General features: G+C 70.1%; 23 protein-coding genes and 2 pseudogenes. 14 read left to right on the top strand and 11 right to left on the bottom strand.

The genetic code is table 11. The annotated features are described in order from the left end of the window. Position 1: 1 nt before the first annotated feature. Both whiG and ACZ4EG_RS35120 read left to right on the top strand, forming a co-directional pair. Positions 2 to 844 carry an RNA polymerase sigma factor WhiG gene (whiG, locus tag ACZ4EG_RS35125; RefSeq protein ID WP_263213204.1) on the top strand — a complete coding sequence of 281 codons (843 nt, stop codon included), beginning with the start codon at positions 2 to 4 and terminating at the stop codon, positions 842 to 844. A 93-nt stretch (positions 845 to 937) separates the two neighbouring features. Further along, positions 938 to 1495 (top strand): TetR/AcrR family transcriptional regulator, encoded by a 558-nt coding sequence (locus ACZ4EG_RS35120; protein WP_453554554.1) that lies wholly within the window; start codon positions 938 to 940, stop codon positions 1493 to 1495. A gap of 6 nt (positions 1496 to 1501) precedes the next feature. Here the strand turns inward: ACZ4EG_RS35120 and ACZ4EG_RS35115 are convergent, their stop codons facing one another. Further along, positions 1502 to 2071 carry a murein hydrolase activator EnvC family protein gene (locus ACZ4EG_RS35115; protein ID WP_467793521.1) on the bottom strand — a complete coding sequence of 190 codons (570 nt, stop codon included), beginning with the start codon at positions 2069 to 2071 and terminating at the stop codon, positions 1502 to 1504. A 282-nt stretch (positions 2072 to 2353) separates the two neighbouring features. Here ACZ4EG_RS35115 and rpsB point away from each other — a divergent pair, with 282 nt between their 5' ends. The 5 genes from rpsB to ACZ4EG_RS35090 all read left to right on the top strand — a co-directional run bounded on the left by rpsB (position 2354) and on the right by ACZ4EG_RS35090 (position 7124). Next, positions 2354 to 3295, top strand: coding sequence for a 30S ribosomal protein S2 (rpsB, locus tag ACZ4EG_RS35110; protein WP_467793482.1), 942 nt, complete (start codon positions 2354 to 2356; stop codon positions 3293 to 3295). Between the two features lie 181 nt (positions 3296 to 3476). Further along, entirely contained in the window at positions 3477 to 4313 is an 837-nt protein-coding gene (gene tsf / locus ACZ4EG_RS35105; RefSeq protein WP_467793481.1) for a translation elongation factor Ts, read from the top strand. A gap of 200 nt (positions 4314 to 4513) precedes the next feature. Then, a complete protein-coding gene (gene pyrH, locus ACZ4EG_RS35100; RefSeq protein WP_453554339.1) occupies positions 4514 to 5272 on the top strand; it encodes a UMP kinase in 759 nt (252 codons plus the stop codon). A gap of 143 nt (positions 5273 to 5415) precedes the next feature. After that, the gene (gene frr, locus ACZ4EG_RS35095; RefSeq protein ID WP_037781101.1) at positions 5416 to 5973 is read left to right on the top strand and encodes a ribosome recycling factor; all 558 of its coding nucleotides are present in this window, start codon (positions 5416 to 5418) and stop codon (positions 5971 to 5973) included. Next, positions 5973 to 7124 carry a phosphatidate cytidylyltransferase gene (locus ACZ4EG_RS35090; protein WP_453554341.1) on the top strand — a complete coding sequence of 384 codons (1152 nt, stop codon included), beginning with the start codon at positions 5973 to 5975 and terminating at the stop codon, positions 7122 to 7124. The genes frr and ACZ4EG_RS35090 overlap by 1 nt, the downstream gene beginning before the upstream one ends. An 82-nt stretch (positions 7125 to 7206) precedes the next feature. On the opposite strand, the gene ACZ4EG_RS35085 is transcribed toward ACZ4EG_RS35090, so the two are convergent. Continuing rightward, complete coding sequence (locus ACZ4EG_RS35085) at positions 7207 to 7707, bottom strand: hypothetical protein (RefSeq protein ID WP_390712582.1); 501 nt, start codon at positions 7705 to 7707, stop codon at positions 7207 to 7209. A 162-nt stretch (positions 7708 to 7869) separates the two neighbouring features. On the opposite strand from ACZ4EG_RS35085, the gene rlmN reads away from it, so the two are divergent. The 5 genes and pseudogenes from rlmN to ACZ4EG_RS35060 all read left to right on the top strand — a co-directional run. Beyond that, complete coding sequence (gene rlmN, locus ACZ4EG_RS35080) at positions 7870 to 8976, top strand: dual-specificity RNA methyltransferase RlmN (protein ID WP_467793480.1); 1107 nt, start codon at positions 7870 to 7872, stop codon at positions 8974 to 8976. 212 nt (positions 8977 to 9188) lie between these two features. Beyond that, complete coding sequence (locus ACZ4EG_RS35075) at positions 9189 to 10262, top strand: thiamine ABC transporter substrate-binding protein (RefSeq protein WP_467793479.1); 1074 nt, start codon at positions 9189 to 9191, stop codon at positions 10260 to 10262. A 59-nt stretch (positions 10263 to 10321) separates the two neighbouring features. Next, positions 10322 to 11923: an ABC transporter permease gene (locus ACZ4EG_RS35070; RefSeq protein WP_467793520.1), complete on the top strand. Its 1602-nt coding sequence runs from the start codon at positions 10322 to 10324 to the stop codon at positions 11921 to 11923. Then, positions 11923 to 12945: an ABC transporter ATP-binding protein gene (locus tag ACZ4EG_RS35065; protein WP_453554347.1), complete on the top strand. Its 1023-nt coding sequence runs from the start codon at positions 11923 to 11925 to the stop codon at positions 12943 to 12945. Before ACZ4EG_RS35070 ends, ACZ4EG_RS35065 begins: the two co-directional genes overlap by 1 nt. A gap of 97 nt (positions 12946 to 13042) precedes the next feature. Continuing rightward, positions 13043 to 13246, top strand: a pseudogene (locus tag ACZ4EG_RS35060) (hypothetical protein); the annotation flags it as partial. Between the two features lie 86 nt (positions 13247 to 13332). Here ACZ4EG_RS35060 and ACZ4EG_RS35055 read toward each other — a convergent pair. From ACZ4EG_RS35055 to ACZ4EG_RS35025, 7 genes are all read right to left on the bottom strand, one after another. Then, positions 13333 to 14019, bottom strand: coding sequence for an LAETG motif-containing sortase-dependent surface protein (locus ACZ4EG_RS35055; RefSeq protein ID WP_467793478.1), 687 nt, complete (start codon positions 14017 to 14019; stop codon positions 13333 to 13335). Positions 14020 to 14178: 159 nt separating this feature from the next. Beyond that, positions 14179 to 15303 carry an LOG family protein gene (locus ACZ4EG_RS35050; RefSeq protein ID WP_467793477.1) on the bottom strand — a complete coding sequence of 375 codons (1125 nt, stop codon included), beginning with the start codon at positions 15301 to 15303 and terminating at the stop codon, positions 14179 to 14181. Between the two features lie 46 nt (positions 15304 to 15349). Further along, positions 15350 to 15757, bottom strand: coding sequence for a VOC family protein (locus tag ACZ4EG_RS35045; RefSeq protein ID WP_467793476.1), 408 nt, complete (start codon positions 15755 to 15757; stop codon positions 15350 to 15352). 96 nt (positions 15758 to 15853) lie between these two features. Then, positions 15854 to 17215: a hypothetical protein gene (locus tag ACZ4EG_RS35040; protein ID WP_467793475.1), complete on the bottom strand. Its 1362-nt coding sequence runs from the start codon at positions 17213 to 17215 to the stop codon at positions 15854 to 15856. After that, entirely contained in the window at positions 17197 to 17937 is a 741-nt protein-coding gene (locus tag ACZ4EG_RS35035) for an ABC transporter ATP-binding protein (RefSeq protein ID WP_453554355.1), read from the bottom strand. Before ACZ4EG_RS35035 ends, ACZ4EG_RS35040 begins: the two co-directional genes overlap by 19 nt. Positions 17938 to 18192: 255 nt before the next feature. Then, positions 18193 to 19557, bottom strand: coding sequence for an aspartate aminotransferase family protein (locus tag ACZ4EG_RS35030; RefSeq protein ID WP_453554357.1), 1365 nt, complete (start codon positions 19555 to 19557; stop codon positions 18193 to 18195). A gap of 2 nt (positions 19558 to 19559) precedes the next feature. Next, on the bottom strand, positions 19560 to 20081 hold the full coding sequence (locus tag ACZ4EG_RS35025) for an Lrp/AsnC family transcriptional regulator (protein ID WP_363298690.1): 522 nt from the start codon (positions 20079 to 20081) through the stop codon (positions 19560 to 19562). A 170-nt stretch (positions 20082 to 20251) separates the two neighbouring features. On the opposite strand from ACZ4EG_RS35025, the gene ACZ4EG_RS35020 reads away from it, so the two are divergent. Further along, on the top strand, positions 20252 to 21700 hold the full coding sequence (locus ACZ4EG_RS35020) for a gamma-aminobutyraldehyde dehydrogenase (protein WP_453554359.1): 1449 nt from the start codon (positions 20252 to 20254) through the stop codon (positions 21698 to 21700). Positions 21701 to 22208: 508 nt separating this feature from the next. Beyond that, positions 22209 to 23402, top strand: a complete 1194-nt coding sequence (locus ACZ4EG_RS35015; RefSeq protein ID WP_467793474.1) for an extracellular solute-binding protein — start codon at positions 22209 to 22211, stop codon at positions 23400 to 23402. 25 nt (positions 23403 to 23427) lie between these two features. On the opposite strand, the gene ACZ4EG_RS35010 is transcribed toward ACZ4EG_RS35015, so the two are convergent. Both ACZ4EG_RS35010 and ACZ4EG_RS35005 read right to left on the bottom strand, forming a co-directional pair. Continuing rightward, a complete protein-coding gene (locus ACZ4EG_RS35010; protein ID WP_467793473.1) occupies positions 23428 to 24126 on the bottom strand; it encodes a LuxR C-terminal-related transcriptional regulator in 699 nt (232 codons plus the stop codon). A gap of 124 nt (positions 24127 to 24250) precedes the next feature. Then, positions 24251 to 24837 (bottom strand): annotated as a pseudogene (locus ACZ4EG_RS35005) (NADase-type glycan-binding domain-containing protein); the annotation flags it as partial. Positions 24838 to 24872 lie beyond the last annotated feature (35 nt).

The raw sequence follows: 24872 nt of genomic DNA, 5'->3' as shown, positions 1-24872 counted from the left end.
AATGCCCCAGCACACCTCCGGGTCCGACCGGGCGGCGATCCCCCCAGCCGCCCGCGACGGTGGCAGCGTGCGGCCGCCCGCTCCGTCGACGCTCGACGAGCTGTGGCGGTCCTACAAGGCGACGGGGGACGATCGGCTGCGGGAACAGCTGATCCTGCACTACTCGCCGCTGGTGAAGTATGTGGCCGGACGGGTGAGCGTCGGTCTGCCGCCGAACGTGGAGCAGGCCGACTTCGTGTCTTCGGGGGTGTTCGGGCTGATCGACGCGATCGAGAAGTTCGACATCGAGCGGGAGATCAAGTTCGAGACGTACGCGATCACCCGGATCCGTGGCGCCATGATCGACGAGCTGCGGGCGCTGGACTGGATCCCCCGGTCGGTGCGGCAGAAGGCGCGGAACGTGGAGCGGGCGTACGCCACACTGGAGGCACGGCTCAGACGTACCCCCTCGGAGTACGAGGTGGCGTCGGAGCTGGGCATCGAGGTCGACGAACTCCACGCGGTGTTCAGTCAGTTGTCGCTGGCGAACGTGGTGGCCCTGGAGGAACTGCTGCACGTCGGGGGCGAGGGCGGGGACCGGCTGAGCCTGATGGACACGCTGGAGGACACCGCCGCCGACGATCCCGTGGAGGTCGCCGAGGACCGGGAGCTGCGGCGGTTCCTGGCGCGGGCGATCAACACGCTGCCGGAGCGGGAGAAGACCGTCGTCACCCTCTACTACTACGAGGGGCTCACACTCGCCGAGATCGGGAACGTGCTGGGGGTCACCGAGAGCCGGGTGAGCCAGATCCACACCAAGTCGGTGCTGCAACTGCGGGCGAAGCTGGCGAGCTTCGGCCGGTGAGCCGGCGGAAACGCCGTGTGAGGCCGGAGTGCCTCCCGTCCGGGGTGATACATCCGTAAAGTGGTTGACGTGCCAAGGATTCGAGCGGCCTCCGTGGCCGAGCACCGGTCGATGCAGCGAGCCGCCCTGCTGGACGCGGCACGGTCCCTGTTGTCCGAGGGCGGGACGGAGGCGCTGACCTTCCCGGCCCTCGCCGAGCGGACGGGACTTGCGCGGTCGTCCGTGTACGAGTACTTCCGGTCGCGGGCCGCCGTGGTCGAGGAGCTGTGCGAGGTCGACTTCCCGGTGTGGGCGGCCGAGGTCGCGGCGGCGATGGAGCGGACGGAGTCGGCCGAGGGCAAGGTCGAGGCGTATGTGCGCAAGCAGCTGGCGCTGGTGGGGGACCGCCGGCACCGGGCCGTCGTGGCGATCTCGGCGAGCGAGCTGGACGCCGGGGCACGCGAGAAGATCCGGGCCGCGCACGGCGGGCTCGTCGCGATGATCGTCGAGGCGCTGGGGGAGATGGGACACGCGCAGCCCCGGCTGGCGGCGATGCTGCTCCAGGGGGTCGTGGACGCCGCGGTGCGCCGTATCGAGCTGGGTGCGGCCGAGGACCCCGCCGACATCACGGACGCGGCCGTAGCCATGGCGCTGCGGGGCGTGCGGGGCTGAGCCCGCTCAGGCGGGCAGCGGCACGCCCAGCACCGGCAGCAGTCTCGACGGCCCGCGGTTCAGCAGCCACGGCGGCAGCAGGGACAGCGGGTCCACGTAGGTCTCGCCCCTGATGAGGCCCCAGTGCAGGCACGCACTCCCGCAGTGCGACCCGGTCGGCTCCAGCACCCCCACCACCTCCCCGGCCGCCACCTCGTCGCCCTTCTTCACCGACGGGCGCACCGGCTCGTACGTCGTCCGCAGATCCGTTCCCGCCAGCCGCACGGCGACCACACCTCTGCCCGCCACCCGGCCGGCGAAGGACACCCGGCCCGCCGCCACCGAGCGGACCGGTGTCCCGGGCGCCGCCGCCAGGTCCACTCCGCGATGGCCGGGACCGTACGGTGTCGCCGGGGGCTCCCAGCCCCGTACCACCGCGGGGCGCGTCCCCACCGGCCAGGCGCGGCCGAGCGCGGGTACCGGCGGTCGCGGAGCCGGTGGCGGTACGTCCGCCCGGGCGAACGGGGCGAGCAGCATCGCCGCCAGTCCCAGCGGCAACGCCGCCCACGTCCACCCGCAAGGCCTCGCTCGTCGCATCACTCGTCGCATGTCAGAACGGTCCCGCAGCCCCGTCGATCATGGCCGGGATCTGTGGACAACTCACCGGTTGTGGACAGCGGCGTCACCCGGTGCCTCGCGGGTCCCGTACACTTCTTTTGGCGATCCGGGCCACCGGGTCGACTTCGCACGCCCCGACACCTGATGATCACAAACAGGTGTCAGCGCCTCTCGGTCCCTCGCGGCAAGGCGCACTCGGGCGTCAGGCGCGGGTGCCGGCCGGTACCCGCGGCACAACCGAGAAACTCAAGGAGAACGGCCATGGCCGTCGTCACGATGCGGGAGCTGCTGGAGAGCGGCGTCCACTTCGGTCACCAGACCCGTCGCTGGAACCCGAAGATGAAGCGCTTCATCTTCACCGAGCGCAACGGCATCTACATCATCGACCTGCTCCAGTCGCTGTCGTACATCGACCGCGCCTACGAGTTCGTCAAGGAGACCGTCGCCCATGGCGGCACGGTCATGTTCGTCGGCACGAAGAAGCAGGCGCAGGAGGCCATCGCCGAGCAGGCCACCCGCGTCGGCATGCCCTACGTCAACCAGCGCTGGCTGGGCGGCATGCTCACCAACTTCTCCACCGTCTACAAGCGTCTGCAGCGCCTCAAGGAGCTCGAGCAGATCGACTTCGAGGACGTCGCCGCGTCCGGTCTGACCAAGAAGGAGCTTCTCGTGCTCTCGCGCGAGAAGGCCAAGCTGGAGAAGACCCTCGGTGGTATCCGCGAGATGCAGAAGGTGCCCAGCGCCGTCTGGATCGTGGACACCAAGAAGGAGCACATCGCGGTCGGTGAGGCCCGGAAGCTCAACATCCCGGTCGTCGCCATCCTCGACACCAACTGCGACCCCGACGAGGTCGACTACAAGATCCCGGGCAACGACGACGCGATCCGCTCCGTCACCCTGCTCACCCGTGTGATCGCCGACGCCGTCGCCGAGGGCCTCATCGCCCGCTCCGGCGTCGCCACCGGCGAGAAGGGCGAGAAGGCCGCGGGCGAGCCGCTCGCCGAGTGGGAGCGCGACCTGCTCGAGGGCGAGAAGAAGGACGAGGCTCCGGCCGCCGAGGCTGCCGAGGCCCCCGCCGCCGAGGCTCCGGCTGCCGAGGCTCCGGCTGCCGAGGCTCCGGCTGCCGAGGCCCCCGCTGCCGAGGCTCCGGCTGCCGAGGCCCCCGCCGCCGAGGCCCCGGCCGCCGAGGGCGAGCAGGCCTGACTCCGTAAGCGTCAGTGTTGACGGCGGGGGCGGCACTCCATCCATCAGCGCCTCCGGCGCGGTGAAGTCCGCCCCCGCCGTTCACCCGCGGATCAGCGGCGCGTCGGCGGCCCCGGCTATACGGGAACTGCAGATCCCCTGATCTTCGATCCTCCAGACTTCGAGAAAGATTCACAGACTCATGGCGAACTACACCGCCGCCGACGTCAAGAAGCTTCGTGAGCTCACTGGCGCCGGCATGATGGACTGCAAGAAGGCGCTGGACGAGGCCGAGGGCAACGTCGAGAAGGCCGTCGAGGCGCTGCGCATCAAGGGCCAGAAGGGCGTCGCCAAGCGCGAGGGCCGCTCCGCCGAAAACGGCGCCGTGGTCTCCATCATCGCCGACGACAACTCCTCCGGCGTTCTCGTCGAGCTGAAGTGCGAGACGGACTTCGTCGCCAAGGGTGACAAGTTCCAGGCCGTGGCCAACACCATCGCCGAGCACGTCGCCAAGACCTCCCCGGCCGACCTGGAGGCCCTGCTCGCCTCCGAGATCGAGCCCGGCAAGACCGTCCAGGCGTTCGTGGACGAGGCCAACGCCAACCTCGGCGAGAAGATCGTCCTGGACCGCTTCGCGCAGTTCTCCGACGGCTTCGTCACCGCCTACATGCACCGCACGATGCCCGACCTGCCCCCGCAGATCGGTGTCCTCGTCGAGCTCGACAAGCCGAACGCCGACATCGCCAAGGGCGTCGCCCAGCACATCGCCGCCTTCGCGCCGAAGTACCTCTCCAAGGAGGACGTCCCGGCCGAGGTCGTCGAGTCCGAGCGTCGCATCGCCGAGGAGACCACCCGCGCCGAGGGCAAGCCCGAGGCCGCGATCGCCAAGATCGTCGAGGGTCGTGTCAACGGCTTCTTCAAGGACGCCACGCTGCTCGGCCAGCCGTACGCGCTGGACAACAAGAAGTCGGTCCAGAAGGTGCTGGACGAGGCCGGTGTCACCCTGAAGCGCTTCACGCGCATCAAGGTCGGCATCTGAGTCCGTACCGCGATCGACGCGCGACCCCGATAGGGTCGACAGCAGTCGGCCGTTCCGTTCGCGTATGCCGCCCCGCACACGCGCGTGACGGACGACAGCAGATCTGACGAGGAGGCCATTGCCGCGCATGGGAGCGAAAAACGACCCCATCGGCAATGGCCTTCTTCGTATGTGCAACACGTGAAAGAGGCGGGATCTCCATGACCACCAAGCCCCAGAAGAGCGACGACGGCAAAGTACACGGCCGGTTTCTGCTGAAGCTGTCCGGTGAGGCATTCTCCGGCGGCGGGGGCCTGGGCGTGGACCCCGACGTGGTACACAAGATCGCCCGCGAGATCGCGGCCGTCGTGCGGGACGGCTCGGAGATCGCCGTCGTCATCGGCGGCGGCAACTTCTTCCGCGGCGCCGAACTCCAGCAGCGCGGCATGGACCGGGCCCGCTCGGACTACATGGGCATGCTCGGCACCGTGATGAACTGCCTCGCCCTCCAGGACTTCCTGGAGAAGGAGGGCATCGACAGCCGGGTGCAGACCGCCATCACCATGGGCCAGGTCGCCGAGCCGTACATCCCGCTGCGCGCCGTGCGCCACCTGGAGAAGGGCCGTGTGGTCATCTTCGGCGCCGGTATGGGCATGCCGTACTTCTCCACCGACACCACCGCCGCCCAGCGCGCCCTGGAGATCGACGCCGAGGCGCTGCTGATGGGCAAGAACGGGGTGGACGGGGTCTACGACTCCGATCCCAAGACCAACCCGGACGCCGTCAAGTTCGACTCCCTCGGGTACGGCGAGGTCATCACGCGCGACCTCAAGGTCGCCGACGCCACCGCCATCACGCTGTGCCGCGACAACAAGCTGCCGATCCTCGTGTTCGAGCTCCTCGCGGAGGGCAATATCGCGCGGGCCGTCAAGGGTGAGAAGATCGGCACGCTGGTGGGTGACCAGGGCACCCGGGACTGACCGTAGATGCACCCGGTCCCTGACCGGGGGATGGACAATGTCCTGCCGGTCGGGAACCGTGCAGGAAGAAGACGCGACGCAGCCGGCCGCCGCCACCGCCAAGGAACGCAGCCGGGCCTACTCAAGACACGCAGGAGCAAGTGGTGATCGAAGAGACCCTCCTCGAAGCCGAGGAGAAGATGGAGAAGGCCGTCGTGGTCGCCAAGGAGGACTTCGCCGCGATCCGCACCGGCCGTGCGCACCCGGCGATGTTCAACAAGATCGTGGCCGACTACTACGGCGCGCCGACGCCGATCAACCAGCTGGCTTCGTTCTCCGTGCCGGAGCCGCGCATGGCGGTCGTGACCCCGTTCGACAAGAGCGCCCTGCGTAACATCGAGCAGGCGATCCGCGACTCCGACCTCGGCGTCAACCCGAGCAACGACGGCAACATCATCCGCGTGGTGTTCCCCGAGCTCACCGAGGAGCGCCGCCGCGACTACATCAAGGTCGCCAAGGGCAAGGCGGAGGACGCGCGCGTGTCCATCCGCTCCGTCCGCCGCAAGGCCAAGGACGCGATCGACAAGCTGATCAAGGACGGCGAGACCGGCGAGGACGAGGGTCGCCGCGCCGAGAAGGAACTCGACGACACCACGCACAAGTACGTGGCCCAGGTGGACGAGCTCCTGAAGCACAAGGAAGCGGAGCTGCTCGAGGTCTGATGAACGACTCTTCCTGGGGGGCGCCGCCACAGACCGGGTACTGGGGGCCCACCGACCAGGGGCATGGCCACGGCTACGTCCAAGGCCATGCCCAGGGAGCCGCCCCGGCGGGTCCCGCGTACGATGCGCTTGACGCGCAGCACACCCGCCCCATGCCCATCGTGCCCGACGACGTACCCGCGTACGGCGGAGACCAGGATGAGGACCGGGGGGCCGCCCGGCTGAGCGGCCCCTTGTTCCGAGACGAGACCCCGACGGCGCAGCCCTACCCGGTGACGCCGCAGAATCCGGAGCCCATGCCCGACGCACCGCAGCCGGCGCCCGCACCGCAGAAAAAGAGTGCGGGCCGCGATCTGAGTGCTGCCATAGGCGTCGGCGTCGGGCTCGGTGTGGTGATCGTCGCCTCTCTGTTCATCGTGAAGGCCGTGTTCGTCGGCGTCATAGCGGTCGCCGTCGTGGTGGGTCTGTGGGAGCTGACCAGCCGTCTCCAGGAGCGCAAGGGCATCAAGGCGCCCCTGGTGCCGTTGGCGGTCGGCGGCGCCGCGATGGTCGTCGCCGGGTACGTCCGGGGTGTCGAGGGCGCCTGGGTGGCGATGGCGCTGACCGCGCTCGCGGTGCTGGTCTGGCGCATGACGGAGCCGCCCGAGGGTTACCTCAAGGACGTCACCGCCGGTGTCTTCGCGGCGTTCTACGTGCCGTTCCTGGCCACGTTCGTCTCACTGATGCTGACGGCCGACGACGGCCCGTTCCGCGTCCTGACCTTCCTCCTCCTGACGGTCGTCAGCGACACCGGCGCGTACGCCGTCGGCTGGCGCTTCGGCAGGACGAAGCTCGCCCCGCGCATCAGCCCCGGCAAGACCCGCGAGGGCCTGCTCGGCGCGGTCGCCTTCGCGATGGTGGCCGGCGCCCTGTGCATGCAGTTCCTGATCGACGGCGGCAGCTGGTGGCAGGGCCTGGTGCTGGGCCTCGCGGTCGCGGCCAGCGCCACGCTCGGCGACCTCGGCGAATCCATGATCAAGCGGGACCTGGGCATCAAGGACATGGGCACCTTGCTCCCCGGCCACGGCGGCATCATGGACCGCCTGGACTCACTCCTGCCGACGGCACCGGTGGTATGGCTGCTGCTGGTCCTGTTCGTCGGCTCGGCCTAGCCACGGCCCACCATCGCGAGCGAGCCCCCGCCCTCACCGAGGACGGGGGCTCGCCTGTGTGTGCGTCGTGGAGCGGTCGGCGTCAGTAGTGCGTGCCGTACCAGGTCCAGCGTGAGGTCTCGATGCCGTCCTGGCCCCACGGGGTGGAGTAGACGGCATCACCGTTGGCCGAGGTGCGCAGAAGGTTTCCGTCGAGGTTGCGCAGGTCGTCGTAGTCGGCGTTCCAGAACTGATCGGGGCCGTTGCCGCAGGCGGACATCCACAGGGCGTTGGTGGCGGACTTGGTGTCCGTGGTGAGGCACTGGCCGGTGGCCGCGCTCACCAGCCGGCGGTACGTCCGCCCGGAGGGGTAGTCCTGCCACGTTTCGCCGCCCCAGTTCCAGTAGGTGCCCGGAGACTGGTTGCAGGAGCCCGACCAGACTCTGTCGGTCACGGTCGACGCGGTGAGGCAGTTGCCCTCGTAGGCGTTCTTGTACGTCCAGTCGGTCGCCGCGGACGCCGTGGACAGCGAGCCCGCCACGGTGAGCATGAGGGCGGCGAGTCCCATGGGCACGGTCAGGCGCAGGGTCTTCAGCGGTTTCATGATCGCGAGAATTGAGGGCAGGGGAGGTGTCCGTGCAAATCAAACGTGAACACGTCATGTTGCTTCGGTCATGTTCGCGCCAAGCTCGGCGACTGTGATCCATCCACGGCGAAACGGTGGGCCCCCGGGCCACCCATGTGGATCTGCGACACTGGTACAGCCATGCCTAAGCCCGGAGAACTCACTTTCGTCGCCCCCCGCGGAGCCAAGCAGCCGCCGCGGCACCTTGCCGATCTCTCGCCCGCCGAGCGGAAGGAGGCCGTTGCCGCCGTCGGGGAGAAGCCGTTTCGTGCCAAGCAGCTGTCTCAGCACTACTTCGCGCGGTACGCGCACGACCCGGCCGAGTGGACCGACATCCCGGCCGCGTCTCGCGGCAAGCTGCAGGAAGCGCTGCTTCCCGAGCTGATGACCGTCGTGCGGCATCTGTCGACCGATCAGGGGACCACGCGCAAGACGCTGTGGCGGCTGTTCGACGGGACGCTCGTCGAGTCGGTGCTGATGCGGTACCCGGACCGGGTGACGATGTGCATCAGCTCGCAGGCGGGGTGCGGGATGAACTGCCCGTTCTGCGCGACCGGGCAGGCGGGGCTCGACCGGAATCTGTCCTCCGCCGAGATCGTGCACCAGATCGTGGACGGGATGCGGGCGCTCAGGGACGGCGAGGTGCCCGGCGGCCCGGCCCGGCTGTCCAACATCGTGTTCATGGGCATGGGCGAGCCGCTCGCCAACTACAAGCGGGTCGTGGCGGCGATCCGTGCGCTCACCGATCCCGAGCCGGACGGGCTCGGGCTGTCGCAGCGCGGGATCACCGTGTCGACGGTCGGGCTCGTCCCGGCCATCCACCGCTTCGCCGACGAGGGCTTCAAGTGCCGGCTGGCGATCTCGCTGCACGCGCCCGACGACGAACTGCGCGACACCCTCGTCCCCGTGAACACGCGGTGGAAGGTGCGCGAGGTGCTCGACGCCGGATTCGAGTACGTCGCCAGGTCCGGGCGCCGGCTGTCCATCGAGTACGCGCTGATCCGGGACATCAACGACCAGGCCTGGCGCGGCGACCGGCTCGGCCGGCTGCTCAAGGGCAAGCCCGTGCACGTCAACCTCATCCCGCTGAACCCGACGCCGGGTTCCAAGTGGACCGCGTCGCGGCCGGAGGACGAGAAGGCGTTCGTCGAGGCCATCGCGGCCCATGGGGTGCCGGTCACCATCCGGGACACCCGTGGCCAGGAGATCGACGGAGCGTGTGGTCAGCTCGCGGCCACCGAGAGGTAATCTGGCTGAGTTCCATTGCGTCCCACCACATCTTCATATTCCGACAGGGGAGCGCCACAGCGCTGAGAGTGCGGCAATCGGGCCGCAGACCCTCTGAACCTCGCCCAGGTCATTCTGGGTAGGAAGTTCGGTCACTACTCAAGCTGTTGCGCCCTGCCCGGACAATCCGGGCAGGGCCGCGTCTCTTCCTGGTCAACCCCAGGAGGAATCCAGTGCACAACAAGACTTTCGTCGCCGTAGCCGTCGGGCTCGGCCTGGTCACGCTGTCCGCGTGCGGGTCGTCCGACGGCAAGGGGTCCGCGGACTCCAAGACCGTCACCCTCGTCAGCCACAACTCGTGGGACATCTCGAAGAAGGTGCTCAAGGACTTCGAGAAGCAGTCCGGGTACAAGGTCAAGGTCCTCGAGGACGGCGACGCCGGCCAGGCCGTCAACAAGGCGATCCTGACCAAGGACAACCCGCAGGGTGACGTCTTCTTCGGCGTCGACAACACCCTGCTCTCCCGCGCCCTCGACAACGGGCTGTTCCAGTCGTACGAGCCCAAGGGCTCCGGCCAGATCCTGCCCAGGTACCGCGTCGACCAGGACAAGCACCGGGTCACGCCCATCGACACCGGCGACATCTGCGTCAACTACGACAAGGCGTACTTCGACAAGCACAAGCTGACCCCGCCGTCGTCCTTCGACGACCTGGTCAAGCCGGAGTACAAGAACCTCCTCGTCACGGAGAACGCGGCGACATCCTCGCCCGGCCTCGGCTTCCTGCTCGGCAGTGCCGCGAAGTTCGGCGACGACAACTGGCGGGACTACTGGAAGAAGCTGAACGCCAACGGCGTCAAGGTGGTCGACGGCTGGGAGCAGGCCTACAACCAGGAGTTCTCCGGTTCGGCCGGCGGCAAGAAGGCGGGTGGCGACCGTCCGCTCGTCGTCTCGTACGCCTCCTCGCCGCCCGCCGAGGTCGTCTTCGCCGATCCGAAGCCCAGCACCGCCCCCACCGGCGTGGCCGCCGGCACCTGCTTCCGGCAGACCGAGTACGCGGGCCTGCTGAGCAACGCCCGCAACACCAAGGGCGGCAAGGCGTTCCTCGACTTCCTGGTCAGCAAGGAGTTCCAGGAGGACATGCCGCTCAACATGTTCGTCTACCCGGTGCGCGAGGGCGCCCAGGTGCCCGCCGAGTTCGTGAAGTACGGCCCGCAGGCCAAGGACCCGGAGACCATGGCCCCCGACAAGATCGCCGCCAACCGTGACCAGTGGGTCAAGTCGTGGACGTCGCTCGTACTGAAGTAGCCCCACGGAAGGGCACCGTTCGTAAGGGCGGTATGGGGAGCGCGGCGCGGCTCGGGCTGATGGCCGGGCCGGTCGCGTTCTTCGCGCTGTTCTTCGCCTACCCCGTCGCCGCGATCGTCGCCCGCGGTCTGAAGGCCGACGGGGTCTGGCGGCTCGGGCGGATCACGGACGTACTCGCGCAGTCCGACATCCGGCACGTGCTGTGGTTCACCACCTGGCAGGCGCTCGCCTCCACCGCGCTCACCCTGCTGGTCGCGCTGCCCGCCGCGTATGTCTTCGCGCGCCTCGACTTTCCGGGCAAGCAGGTCCTGCGGGCCGTCGTCACCGTCCCGTTCGTGCTGCCCACCGTCGTCGTCGGTACGGCGTTCCTCGCGCTGGTCGGCCGGGGCGGGCTGCTCGACGACCTGTGGGGCGTACGGCTGGACACGACCGTGTGGGCGATCCTGCTGGCGCACGTCTTCTTCAACTACGCGGTCGTCGTCCGCACGGTGGGTGGTCTGTGGTCGCAGCTCGACCCGCGCCAGGAGGAGGCCGCGCGGATGCTGGGCACCTCGCCCGTGGCGGCCTGGCGCAAGGTGACCCTCCCGGCGCTGGCGCCCGCCGTGGCTGCCGCCGCGCTGATGGTGTTCCTGTTCACCTTCACCTCCTTCGGTGTGGTGCAGATCCTCGGCGGTCCGACCTTCTCCACCCTCGAAGTCGAGATCTACCGGCAGACCTCCGAGATCTTCGACCTCTCGACGGCCGCGGTCCTCACGATTGTCCAGTTCGTCGCGGTGGGCGCGATCCTCGCCGTGCACGCGTGGACCGTACGGCGCCGGGAGACGGCGCTGCGGCTGGTGGACGCGTCGGTGACGGCGCGCCGGCCGCGCGGGGCGGGGCAGTGGGCGCTGCTGGCCGGTGTCCTCGCCACGGTCGCCGTGCTCCTCGTCCTGCCGCTCGCGGTCCTGGTGCAGCGGTCCTTCGACACCCCCGGCTTCGGCTACTACCGGGCGCTGACCCGCGACGACGGCGGTACGTTCCTGGTGGCGCCGATCGGCGCGATCGGGAACTCGCTCCAGTACGCCGTCGCCGCCACCGCCATCGCCGTGGTCATCGGCGCGCTCGCCGCCGCCGCGCTCGCCCGCCGTGACGCCGGCCGGGTCGTCCGCGGATTCGACGCGCTGCTGATGCTGCCGCTGGGCGTGTCCGCGGTGACCGTCGGCTTCGGGTTCCTCATCGCCCTCGACAAGCCGCCGCTGGATCTGCGCCAGTCCTGGATCCTCGTACCGCTCGCCCAGGCGCTGGTCGGTGTGCCCTTCGTCGTACGGACCATGCTGCCCGTGCTGCGGGCGGTGGACGGGCGGCTGCGGGAGGCGGCGGCCGTGCTCGGGGCGTCGCCGTGGCGGGTGTGGCGGGAGGTCGATCTGCCGATGGTGCGGCGGGCGCTGCTGATCGCGGCCGGGTTCGCCTTCGCCGTGTCGCTGGGGGAGTTCGGCGCGACCGTGTTCATCGCGCGGCCCGACAACCCGACGCTGCCCGTCGCGGTGGCGCGGCTGCTCGGCCGGCCCGGTGATCTCAACTACGGGCAGGCGATGGCCCTGTCGACGATTCTGATGGTGGTGTGCGCGGTGGCGCTGCTGCTGCTCGAGCGGCTGCGGACCGACCGGACGGGGGAGTTCTGATGCTGCTGAGCCTTGAGTCCGCGACCGTGCGCTTCGGCGGGCGGGCCGTGCTCGACGCCGTCGATCTCGATGTCGCCGAGCACGAGATCGTGTGCGTGCTCGGGCCCAGCGGCAGCGGCAAGTCGACGCTGCTGCGGGCGGTGGCCGGGCTCCAGCCGCTGGACCTCGGACGGGTGTCGCTCGACGGGCGCGACCAGGGCCGGGTCCCCGCGCACAAGCGGGGGGTCGGGCTGATGTTCCAGGACCATCAGCTGTTCCCGCAGCGGGACGTGGGCGGCAACGTGGCGTTCGGGCTGCGGATGCGCGGGGCGGCCAAGGGGGAACAGGACGCCCAGGTACGGGAGTTGCTGGAGCTCGTGGGACTTCCGGGCGCCGCCCGCCGGGCCGTCGCCGGGCTGTCCGGCGGGGAGCAGCAGCGGGTGGCGCTGGCCCGGGCCCTCGCGCCCCGGCCCCGGCTGCTGATGCTGGACGAGCCGCTCGGCCAGCTGGACCGCTCGCTGCGGGAACGGCTGGTCGTCGAACTCCGGGAGCTCTTCGGCCGGTTGGGCACCACCGTGCTGGCCGTGACGCATGACCAGGGCGAGGCGTTCGCGCTCGCCGACCGGGTGGTGGTGATGCGGGACGGGCGCATCGCCCAGTCCGGAACGCCCCTCGACGTGTGGCAGCGCCCGGCGGACGAGTTCGTGGCCCGCTTCCTCGGCTTCGACAACGTGGTGCCGGCGACGGTCGCGGGGACGGCCGCGGTCACGCCGTGGGGCAAGCTCCCGGTACCGGAGGACGCGCCGCAGGGTGCGTGCTCGCTGCTCGTACGGCCCGCCGGGGTGCGGCTCGTGGCGGCCGACGAGGGCCTGCGCTGCACGGTGACCGCCCGCACCTTCAAGGGCACCCATGTCGCGCTCCACCTCCGCCCCGAGGACGACGCCCCACGCCTGGAAGCGGCGTGCGCACTGCGGGAGGCCCCGGAGGTCGGGGCAGAGGTCGGCGTGGAGTTCGACCCGACCGAAATCGTCGTGCTCGGCTGATCATCCGCGTCCGGGGGTGACGGTCACGACGACCTGCCCCGACCGGCGACTGGAGCAACTGGTCTGCCGTATGGGCGACGCCCTGCGCTGAGTCGATCTCGAACTGGTGGAGCGGGTGCAGCGGAACGCGCCGCACGAAGCGGCGAAGGAACTGCGCGGACCCGCCCGCAGCATCCATCTGCACGCCACGGACACCGCGCCGGGCCTGAACGCGGAATGGCTGGTGGAACTCGCCGAGGACGGTGTGCACTGGCGCCGCGGTCATGAGAAGGCCACCGTCGCCCTGCGTGGCCCGCTGACCAGACCACATTACGGCTGAACGGTCGTGGCCCGTCCCCCGGGGATTCGGGGACGGGCCACGACTGTGTACGGGAGTGAAGTGAGGCCTCAGCGGCCGTTGTTCGTCCCGCGGCGGCGCATGCCGAAGAACACGGCGCCGCCACCGATGACGACCAGGGCGGCCGCGATGCCGGCGATCAGGCCGGTGTTGGAGTTCGCACCGGTCTCGGCGAGGTTCGAGTCACCGGCCGCCGGGGACGGCGCGTTGCTCGGGGTCGCCGCCGGGGCGGTGCTGGTGCTCTCCGAGGCCGACGGGGTCGGGGAGTCGGACTCGGCCGGGGTGGACTTCGACGGCGACGGGGTGGCCGACGGGGTCGGGGTCGGGCTGTCCTCGGCCTTGCAGGCCGTGGACGGGGTGGTCAGGTTCGGCGTGATGTCCGCGTCGACCTGGTTGCCGGCCTTGACGTGGATGCGGTACGTCGCGTTCGGCTTCCAGTCCTCGGCGAAGGTGACCGTGGTGCCTTCCTTGGAGCCCTTGATGTTTTCCGGCTTGCCGACCTTCTTCGCGTCGGCGCCGTTGTTCTCCAGGAACACGGTGATGACGGCCGGGGTACCGGAGGGGTCCTTGTCGGTGACGACGATGACGCCCTTGGAGCCGTCACAGGTGGCTTCGGCGGAGAACTCCTTGATGTTGCACGCGAGCGCGGTGTTGGCGACGCCCAGCACCAGCGCGGCGGAAGCGGAGGCGACACCCAGGATGCGCACGGAACGTGCACTGCGGCGGGTTATGGACACGTTTGTCCTTTACGGATTGCACAACTGCGGGGGGCTGAGGGGCAGATGAAGCAATGACGAGGCGAGGCTCCACCGCCCCAGGTGACTCACAGGTTTATAAGCGCTTCATCGGCAGTGTCAATGCATATGCCGCCTACAGGTGTTGACTTTGCCCGCTCATTAACCGCCGAGACGTTTCAACGCCTCCGGAGCCTCCTCGATCCGGTCAACCAGGGCGATTCTGGCCTCCATCCGCCGTTCCCTGGCGAGTGTTTGCAACAACGGCCAGGCCGGCAGCCGCTCCGTCCAGTGCGCCCGGCCCACCAGCACCATCGGGGTGGGCTCACCGCGCGACTCGTAGTAGTTGGGCGTCGCGTTGTCGAATATCTCCTGTACGGTCCCGGCGGCGCCCGGCAGGAACACCACGCCCCCGGTGGAGCGGGCCAGCAGACCGTCCTCGCGCACGGAGTTGGCGAAGTACTTGGCGATGTGCGCGGCGAAGGCGTTGGGCGGTTCGTGGCCGTAGAACCAGGTGGGGATGCCCACGGAACCGCCGCCGCCCGGCCAGCGGTCGCGCACCTCGAAGGCGGCGCGGGCCCAGTCGGTGACGGACGGCCGGAACGAGGGTGCCTTGGCGAGGAGTTGCAGCGCCTCCGTCAGCATCCCGTCGTCGAACGGGGCGGCGTACGCGCCGAGGTTCGCCGCCTCCATGGCGCCCGGTCCGCCGCCGGTGGCCACCGTGAGACCGGCGCGTGCCAGCTCGCGGCCGAGGCGGGCGGCGTCGCCGTAGGCCTCCGTGCCGCGGGCCATGGCGTGCCCTCCCATGACGCCCACCACCCGGGTGTCCACGAGGAGTTCGTCGAGCGCGTCGGAGACGGCGTCGTCGTGGACCGCGCGCAGCATGGAGGCGTACACGTCCCCGTCGGCCTTCGTCCGCTGGAACCAGCCGTAGGCCCGTGCGTCCGGAGTCGCCTCGTACCCCTCGTCGAGCGATTCGAACAGCTCGTCGGGGGAGTAGACGAATCCGCGGTACGGGTCGAAGGGGAGGTCCGGCACGGGCGGGAACACCAGCGCGCCTGTCGCCCGCACCCGGGCGGCGGCCTCGGGGTCCATCCGGCAGCCGAGGAAGACCGCCCCCGCGGAGTCGACGGAGAGCAGGGCGTGCGTACGGTCCGTCAGATCGACGGCCTGGACACGGAACCGGGCGAGCGAGCCGGGTCCGGCGACGACCTCGTCGAACTCGGCGAGCGACTCGATCTCATGGTCGTGGGCGGCGCGGTTGGGCTGGGCGGGTGTCGGATGCACCCGCCCATGCTGGCACAGGCGTTCGGGGCGGCGGACCGGTATCCCGTCAGCCCTGCACCGCGGCCGGGTCCATCCACATGACCTCCCACGTGTGGCCGTCGAGGTCGTCGAAGGCGCGGCCGTACATGAAGCCCTGGTCCTGGGTCTCACCGGTCGCCGAGCCGCCGGCCGTGATCGCCTTGTCCACCAGCTCGTCGACCTTCTCGCGGCTCTCGGCGCTCAGACAGATCAGCGTCTCGCTGGTCTTCGTCGAGTCGGCGATCTCCTTCTTCGTGAAGTCGGCGTAGCGCTGCTTGCTCAGCAGCATCGCGATGATCGTGTCGCTGATCACGACGCAGGCGCAGTCGTCGGTGCTGAACTGCGGGTTGATCGAGTAGCCGAGCTCCGTGAAGAACTTCTTCGCGGCGTCGACGTCGTTGGTGGCCAGGTTCACGAAGATCATCTGCTGGTACATGCCGTTCTCTCCCTCGGGGTTTGTGCCGTTCGCAGGGGTAGACACCGGGCCGCCGGAGAAGTCATCGGCGGTCCGCGAACTTTTTTCCGCGGATTCTCAGCGGGCCAGCGGGAGCGCCGTCAGCTGCGCGGTCACCAGCGCGAGCGGGGCGAAGAGGGCCAGCAGGGCGCCCGCGCGCAGGGCGGCGGCACTGCGCAGCATGCGCGTGGGTGCACCGAGCCGGAGCAGGGCGGCGGTGGTGTCGGCGCGGGACTGCCGGGCCTCCACGGCCGCCGTGAACAGGGTGGCCACGGTGCAGCCGGTGACCAGGAGGGTGCCGAGGACGGTCAGAGGGCCGAAGAAGGAGGGTGCGGCGCCGCCGTACAGCGTGGTCATGGTGTACGTGCCCGACGCGACCGCGCAGACCACGCCCACGGGGCGGCCGATGCGGCCGGCCTCCGCCATGAGGACACGGCCGGCCAGGAGGCGGAGCGCCCCCGGGCGCGCCGCCTGCAGCAGGCGGCCGCACAGGTGCGTGAGGCCCGGGGCGGCCAGGATCAGGCCCAGGGCCGTCAGGGCCCAGCCGGCCAGTACTCCGGCGGTGCCGCCGACGGCGTCGCCGGGGAGGGCCACGGGGCCGGAGCGGCTCGTGTACGCCTCGACGGCGAGGCCGGCGGCGAGAACGGCGAAGCCCCAGGGGAGGCCGGCCGGGGAGCCGTGCGGGGCGGGAGCGAGGGTGCCGGTCCAGCGCGGGGCGTGCGGGGCCGCTGCGTGGGGGTCGGACTCGTGGTCCAGGTCGTGCGAGGTGCCGTCCGCCGGCGCGGGGACGCCCGGGGCCGGGCGGCCGCCGCCGATCCTCAGGCGTGTGCCGAAGCGGCCGTACGCCCCGAACGTCTCCCGCGATGCTGCGTGGCCGTGCGACCCGAAGCGGCCACCCGTGCGAGCGTTGCGGCCGGCCGCGGGGCGGGCGTCCCGGGGGCGCAGCGTGAGGGCCACCGCCGCGGAGGCGATCGCCGGTACCAGCGCGAGGAGGGTGAGCGCGGCCGGCAGCGGGAGGGGCTCGCCCGCCGCCAGGAACTCCTTGGCGGCGCCGTCGAAGGGCATGCCGGTGAGGTCACCGCGCAGATGGAGGAAGAACAGCAGCGCCAGCATCGAGCCCAGCGCGCAGGACAGGGCCGTCGTGAGCACCGAGATCGCCATCAGCCGGGCCGGGCCGAGACCGAGGGCCGACAGGCCGGGGCGGGGCTTCGTGCCGGGGTCGGTGCGGGCGACGCCGACCGCGAGGTACACCGTGGCCGCCAGGGGCAGCGCGCACCAGGCCAGGCGCAGGGATCCGGCGGCCGGGTCCTCGGGGTGGCTCAGCGCGTACCCGAGGGCGGCCAGGAGCAGGAAGCCCGTGCCCGCGGCGGCCGTGGCCACGAGGAGGCGGCGCAGCTGGACCGCGGGGTGGGCGACCCGGCTCAGGCGGAGAGCGAGCACGCGGCCCGGCCTTCCGTATCGGGCGCCGGAGGCAGATGCACGGTGTTCACGCGCCGCCCGTCCAGCAGGGACACCGTGCGGTCGGCCAGGGCCGCGGTCTCGGAGTCGTGCGTGGCCAGCACCACCGTGATGCCGTGCGAGCGGGCCGCCGTCATCAGCGTGCGCAGGACATGGGAGCGGTCGGCGCGGTGCAGCGGCGCGGTCGGCTCGTCGGCGAACAGGACCGTCGGGGCGGGCGCCAGGGCCCGGGCGATCGAGGCGCGCTGCCGTTCGGCCTGGAGCAATTCGTGCGGGCGCCTGCGGGACTTGTCGCCGATGTCGAGGCGCTCCAGCCACTCCAGGGCGGCGATCTTGGCCCGGCGGCGGCTGGTGCCGCGCAGCATCAGGGGGAGGGCCGCGTTCTCCCAGACGTTCAGCTCGGGGACGAGCAGCGGTGCCGGATCGATCCAGCTGAAGCGGTCCCGGCGCAGCCGCTCACGGCCCACGGGGCCCATGGTGTGGACGGGCACGCTGTTGAACCAGACCTCGCCGTGCCGCACCGGCACCAGGCCGGACAGACAGCGCAGCAGGGTGGTCTTGCCACTGCCGCGCGGGCCGCTGACGGCGAGGATCTCGCCCTCCCGCACACCGAGTGAGACGCCGGCGAGCGCGGGCGAGCCGTCGGGGTGCCGGTAGTGCAGGGAGCGTGCCCAGAGCACGTCGTTGTCCGGCAGGGCCTCCATGGCGTACACCTCGGTTCTGATCCGTTTTCCCGTGCCCGATCCCCCGTGAGGCCCCGTCGTCGCACGCCCGCCTGGCCCCCGGCCGGGCGACGGGAATATGACGAAAGGGCCTTCCGGGGGAACGAAAGCCGGGCCGATCGGTCACTGGCACGCTAGGCAGGTCCCGGCGGGAGGCCGGACAGCACACGGCCCCGGGCGTCCGTTCTCACTCGAACGGACGGCACCGGGGCCGACGTTGATCATCCAGGCGGAAGATCAGAGCTTCGTCCACGCCTCCGTGAGCGTCGCGCGCAGGATCTGCTCGATCTCGTCGAACGTGTCCTGGTTGGAGATCAGCGGCGGGGCGAGCTGGACGACCGGGTCACCGCGGTCGTCGGCACGGCAGTACAGGCCGTTCTCGAAGAGCGCCTTGGAGAGGAAGCCGTACAGGACGCGCTCGGTCTCCTCGTCGTTGAAGGACTCCTTCGTCACCTTGTCCTTGACGAGCTCGATGCCGTAGAAGAAGCCGTTGCCGCGGACGTCGCCGACGATCGGCAGGTCGTGCAGCTTCTGCAGGGTGGACAGGAACGCGGACTCGTTGTCGAGGACGTGCTGGTTGAGGCCCTCGCGCTCGAACAGGTCCAGGTTCGCCAGGCCCACGGCCGCGGAGACCGGGTGGCCGCCGAAGGTGTAGCCGTGCAGGAAGGTGTTGTCGCCCTTGTAGAACGGCTCGGCGATGCGGTCGGAGACCACGCAGGCGCCGATCGGGGAGTAGCCCGAGGTCATGCCCTTGGCGCAGGTGATCATGTCCGGGACGTAGCCGAACTTGTCACAGGCGAACATCGTGCCCAGGCGGCCGAAGGCGCAGATGACCTCGTCCGACACGAGCAGCACGTCGTACTGGTCGCAGATCTCGCGGACCCGCTGGAAGTAGCCGGGCGGGGGCGGGAAGCAGCCGCCGGCGTTCTGCACGGGCTCCAGGAAGACCGCGGCGACGGTGTCGGGGCCCTCGAAGAGGATCTGCTGCTCGATCTGGTCGGCGGCCCAGCGGCCGAAGGCCTCCGGGTCGTCGCCGAAGATCGGGGCGCGGTAGATGTTGGTGTTCGGGACCTTGTACGCGCCCGGCACCAGCGGCTCGAAGGGGGCCTTCAGGCCCGGCAGGCCGGTGATGGACAGGGCGCCCTGCGGGGTGCCGTGGTAGGCGACCGCGCGGGAGATGACCTTGTACTTGGTCGGCTTGCCGGTGAGCTTGAAGTACTGCTTGGCCAGCTTCCAGGCGGTCTCGACCGCCTCGCCGCCGCCGGTGGTGAAGAAGACCTTGTTCAGGTCGCCCGGGGCGTAGTCGGCGACGCGCTCGGCCAGCTCCACGGCCTTCGGGTGGGCGTAGGACCACACCGGGAAGAACGCCAGCTCCTGAGCCTGCTTGAAGGCGGTCTCGGCGAGCTCCGTGCGGCCGTGACCGGCCTGGACCACGAACAGACCGGCGAGACCGTCGAGGTAGCGCTTGCCCTTGTCGTCGTAGATGTAGGTGCCCTCGCCCCGGACGATGGTCGGGACGGGGGAGTTCTCGTACGAGGACATGCGGGTGAAGTGCATCCACAGGTGGTCGTACGCGGTGCGGCTGAGGTCCTTCTGGGTCACGGTTATCGGGTTCCCCACATGTAGGTCTGCTTCTTCAGCTTCAGATAGACGAAGCTTTCGGTGGAGCGCACCCCGGGCAGGGCCCGGATGCGTTTGTTGATGACGTCCAGCAGGTGGTCGTCGTCCTCGCAGACGATCTCGGCGAGGATGTCGAACGAGCCCGCGGTCATCACCACGTACTCGACTTCCGACATGGCGGTCAGCGCGTCCGCGATCGACTCGACATCGCCCTCGACGTTGATCCCGACCATCGCCTGCCTGCGGAAGCCCACGGTGAGCGGGTCCGTGACGGCGACGATCTGCATCACGCCCTGGTCCAGCAGCTTCTGGACGCGCTGGCGCACGGCCGCTTCGGAGAGGCCGACGGCCTTGCCGATCGCGGCGTACGGCCGGCGGCCGTCCTCCTGGAGCTGCTGAATGATGGCGAGGGAGACGGCGTCCAGCTGGGGACTGTTGCCGTTCCTGGACTCGCGGGACGAGTCCCTCTGGTCTGCGCTTCGACTGGCCACGAGCTCACTGTGCACGACGTCTCGACACTTCCGCAAGGCCGTATCGATGAAATTCGTTGTTTGCGTGACCCGGTACTGCGGATTTCGCAGAAGTTGCCCGGACGGGGGTGTTGAAAACGTGGGACTGCGGATTAGGGTGGGTGTCTCAGCGATTGGACAGCTTGAACCTGATCAGGAGGCCGGCAGTGAGCACCGAGCTGCGTGGGCTGCGCACACTACGGAACTACATTGACGGCGAGTTCCGGGACGCCGCCGACGGACGGACCACCGAGGTGGTCAACCCCGCGACGGGCGAGGCGTACGCGACCGCGCCGCTGTCCGGGGAGGCGGACGTCGACGCCGCCATGGCGGCCGCCGCCGCGGCCTTCCCCGGCTGGCGCGACACGACGCCCGCGGAGCGGCAGAAGGCCCTCCTGAAGATCGCGGACGCGTTCGAGGAGCGCGCCGAGGAACTGATCGCGGCCGAGGTGGAGAACACGGGCAAGCCGACCGGGCTGACCCGCTCCGAGGAGATCCCGCCGATGGTCGACCAGATCCGCTTCTTCGCGGGTGCCGCCCGCATGCTGGAGGGGCGGAGCGCCGGTGAGTACATGGAGGGCATGACCTCCATCGTCCGTCGCGAGCCGGTCGGCGTCTGCGCCCAGGTCGCGCCGTGGAACTACCCGATGATGATGGCCGTGTGGAAGTTCGCCCCGGCGATCGCCGCGGGCAACACCGTCGTCCTGAAGCCCTCGGACACCACCCCGGCCTCCACGGTCCTGATCGCCGAGATCCTCGGCTCGATCCTGCCCAAGGGCGTCTTCAACGTCATCTGCGGCGACCGTGAGACCGGCCGCCGGATGGTCGAGCACCCGACCCCGGCGATGGCCTCCATCACCGGCTCCGTCCGCGCCGGCATGTCGGTCGCGGAGTCCGCGGCCAAGGACGTCAAGCGCGTCCACCTGGAGCTGGGCGGCAAGGCGCCGGTCGTCGTCTTCGACGACACCGACATCGCCAAGGCCGTCGAGGACATCTCCGTGGCGGGCTTCTTCAACGCCGGCCAGGACTGCACGGCCGCCACCCGCGTCCTCGTCCAGGAGTCCATCCACGACGAGTTCGTCGCCGCGCTCGCCAAGGCCGCCGCCGAGACCAAGACCGGGCAGCCGGACGACGAGGACGTGCTGTTCGGCCCGCTCAACAACCCGAACCAGCTCAAGCAGGTCAGCGGCTTCATCGAGCGCCTCCCCGCCCACGCCAAGGTCGAGGCGGGCGGCCAAAGGGTCGGCGACAAGGGCTACTTCTACGCCCCGACCGTCGTCTCCGGCCTGAAGCAGGACGACGAGATCGTCCAGAACGAGGTCTTCGGCCCGGTCATCACCGTCCAGTCCTTCACCGACGAGGACCAGGCCGTCGAGTGGGCCAACGGCGTCGAGTACGCCCTCGCCTCCTCCGTCTGGACCAAGGACCACGGCCGCGCCATGCGGATGTCCAAGAAGCTCGACTTCGGCTGTGTGTGGATCAACACCCACATCCCGCTGGTCGCCGAGATGCCGCACGGCGGCTTCAAGAAGTCCGGCTACGGCAAGGACCTGTCGGCGTACGGCTTCGACGACTACACCCGCATCAAGCACGTCATGACGTCCCTGGACGGCTGACACCACAAGCCCACGGCCCCGGACGGAGGACAGCCCGCCCGGGGCCGCGGTGTTCCTTGTGCGCGGTGGTCGGACGGTCGCGGGAGGCGCGACGGGGGAGGGCCCGTCGTCCCTGAGCGCGGGTCTGCTGCGGGGCTGGAGCGGCGGGAGCGCGTCAACTTGCAGGAGCTGGTCAAGGGGCGGCTGCCGACCGGAGGTCCGCAGGCGGGAGCGCGGGTCGACTCCGCGACGACGCTGGGCGATCCACAGCTGCCGGAGCGCCTGGTCGTCAGCCTTGCCGACCATTGCGTTCGGCTCAACCTCCCGGTGGGGGAGGGCAGTTGGATCGCTGTCCGGACCGGGGTGGATGCATCCGCACGGTGGGCCGGCCGTGGAGGTCGGTCTGGTTCCGGTCGGTGCTTCAGCCCGTGCGGGGACGTGATCGAATCGACAAGGTGTCGGCTCCGCCCGGGCCTGCTCGACGCACCGTCGATTGTCCGGCCCCGGGGCGGGAAGGCATGCTGCCAGGGTGCCCCGGACTTCTTCTGACCCGCCCGCGCTCTCCCGCCGCTCCCTGCTGCGCGCGCTGGGCGGCACCGCCGCGCTCGGCGCTCTCGCCGGCTGCGGGGTGCCCGCCGCGTACGTGAAGCCCGGCGACCGTGCCGTAGCCGACCTGTCCGCCACGGACAAGAAGCTGACCTGGGCGAACTGGCCCCTCTACATCGATACGGACGACGACAACCCGAACAAGCGGCCCACGCTGGAGGCCTTCGAGAAGCGCACCGGGATATCCGTCGACTACATCGAGGAGATCAACGACAACGACGAGTTCTTCGGCAAGATCAGCCCGTCGTTGATGAACCACCAGTCGACGGGCCGCGACCTGATCGTCATCAGCGACTGGATGTGCGCGCGGTTCGTGCGGCTGGGGTGGGTCCAGAAGATGGACCGGGCCCGGCAGCCCAACGTGGCGAAGTACCTCGACCCGCTGCTGCGCTCGCCGGCCTTCGACCCCGGCCGCAGGTTCACGGTGCCGTGGCAGTCCGGTATCACCGGCATCGCGTACAACCGCCGCAAGCTGGGCCGCGAGATCCGTCATGTCTCCGACCTGTGGGCGAGCGACCTCAAGGGCAGGGTGACCCTCCTGTCCGGCCTGGACGAGGCGTTCGCGCTGCTGATGGAGGGCAATGGCGTGGACATCACCAAGTGGACGGCCGGCGACTTCCACCGGGTCTGCGACCAGGTGGAGAAGGAGGTCCACCGGGGCCAGATCCGCCGCTTCACCGGCAACGACTACACCAAGGACCTGGTCAGCGGGGACGTACTGGCCTGTCAGGCTTACTCCGGCGATGTCATCCAGCTCCAGGCCGACAACCCCGACATCCGCTTCGTCGTCCCCGAGGAGGGCGCGGAGCTCTGGTCGGACTCCCTGATGATCCCCAACCGCGCCCGCCACAAGGCCACCGCCGAGCGGCTGGTGGACTACTACTACGAGCCCGAGGTCGCCGCGGAGCTCGCCGCCTGGGTCAACTACGTCTGCCCGGTCCCGGCGGCCAGGGAGGTCCTGGCGGCTTCCAAGGACAAGGACACCGCGGCCCTCGCCGACAACCCGCTGATCTTCCCGGACACCGCGATGCGCAACCGCCTGGCGATCGCCCGGGACATCAAGGCGACGGAGCGGGTGGAGTTCGCGAAGCGCTGGAACAAGATCGTGGGGCTGTAGCGACAGCCGGCGCCGTCTCTCCCCTTCACGCCGCGGGCCGGATGAGTCCCGACTCGTAGGCGAAGGTCACGGCCTGGACGCGGGCGCGGGCGCCGATCTTGGCCAGGACGTGGCTGACGTGGGTCTTGACGGTGGTCGGGGCGATGGACAGCCAGTGGGCGATCTCGGCGTTGGACCAGCCGGCGGCGACGGCGACGAGGATGTCGCGTTCGCGTGCGGTGAGGGTGTCGAGCGTGGATGCCCGCTGCACGGGGTGAGGGGTGCGCTGGTGCCGGACGGTGTCGATCAGGGCGCGGGTCAGGCCGGGAGTGATGACGGCGTCACCGGCGGCCACCACGCGGACGGCCGCGGTCAGTTCGGCCGGGTCGGCGTCGTCGAGGAGGAACCCGTCCGCTCCGGCGCGCAGGGCGGCGTAGGCGTAGTCCTCGTGGTCGGCGGGGGTGAGTACCAGGACGCGGGGAACGTGCGCTCCTGCCTCCGCCGGTTCCAGAAGGCGGGGGAGGCGTGGCGGCTGTGCGAGGCGCCGGACCGTCTCGATGCCGTCCGCCCGGGAGCGCGGGCTGTCCACCAGGACGACATCGGGACGGAGCGCGGCGCTCCTACGGACCGCCTCGGCCCCGCTGGCCGCCTCCCCGACGACGCTCAGGCCGGGCTCGGCGGCCAGGAGCGTGCGCAGGGCGAGGCGCTGCAGGGACTGGTCGGTGACCACGAGTACGGAGACCATGGCTGTCTTCTCCCTGCTGGAGGCGCGGGCTCACCCCCATCCTGAACGAAACCGTTTCGTTCATCAAGGTGTCGTGCCTCACGTAGAGCCGAAGTGGGTCCGCGTTCCGCCAAGGCCGGTGACGTCAGGACGAGTTTGCGTTCGACGGGTCGAAGAACTCGATCTCCGCGATGGACACCTGCTTGCTCGCGGAGGTCTGGTAGGCCGACTCGATGGTGAAGCGGACCGCGGTGACGTCGCCGACGCGGAACGCCCGGCGCTGGCCGCCCGCGCCCTGGTCGAGGGTGAGTTACGAACCGTGGTCCTGCCGTCGGCCGTGGTGACACGGGCCTCGACACGGTGCGGGAGCGCCGACTGGGAGAGCTGGTCGGGGCGGGTCGAGACGCCCGGCGTGATGACCAGGTCCAAAAGCCGTGTCGGCTCGGCGAAGCGGGCCTCGATCCACTGACCCTGGCCGGACTCCGAAACCCCGGGTCCCCGCCATGTGTTGTTGAGCTTGTCGAAGGCCGGCTCGGGCTTGTGGCCCGGGTGGGAGTGGGATGCCTTCACGCTGTCCGGGGCCACCGGGGCACGCTTGGCGAAGTGGTCGCGGGTCGCCTGGACCCCCTTGGGGATGTTGACCACCAGCACGATCAGCAGCGTCAGGACGACAGCCGCGCCCAGCCACGTCAGGACCCGGTCGAAGGTGCGGCGCAGCCTGGGGCGTTCGCCGTCTGCGGTGCGTCACCGGTCCGGCCCTTCCCCGA

Source organism: Streptomyces sp. NPDC025638 (genome assembly GCF_055558775.1).
The sequence above is the reverse complement of the archived record's forward strand: the minus strand, read 5'-3'. Positions and strand labels throughout refer to the sequence as shown.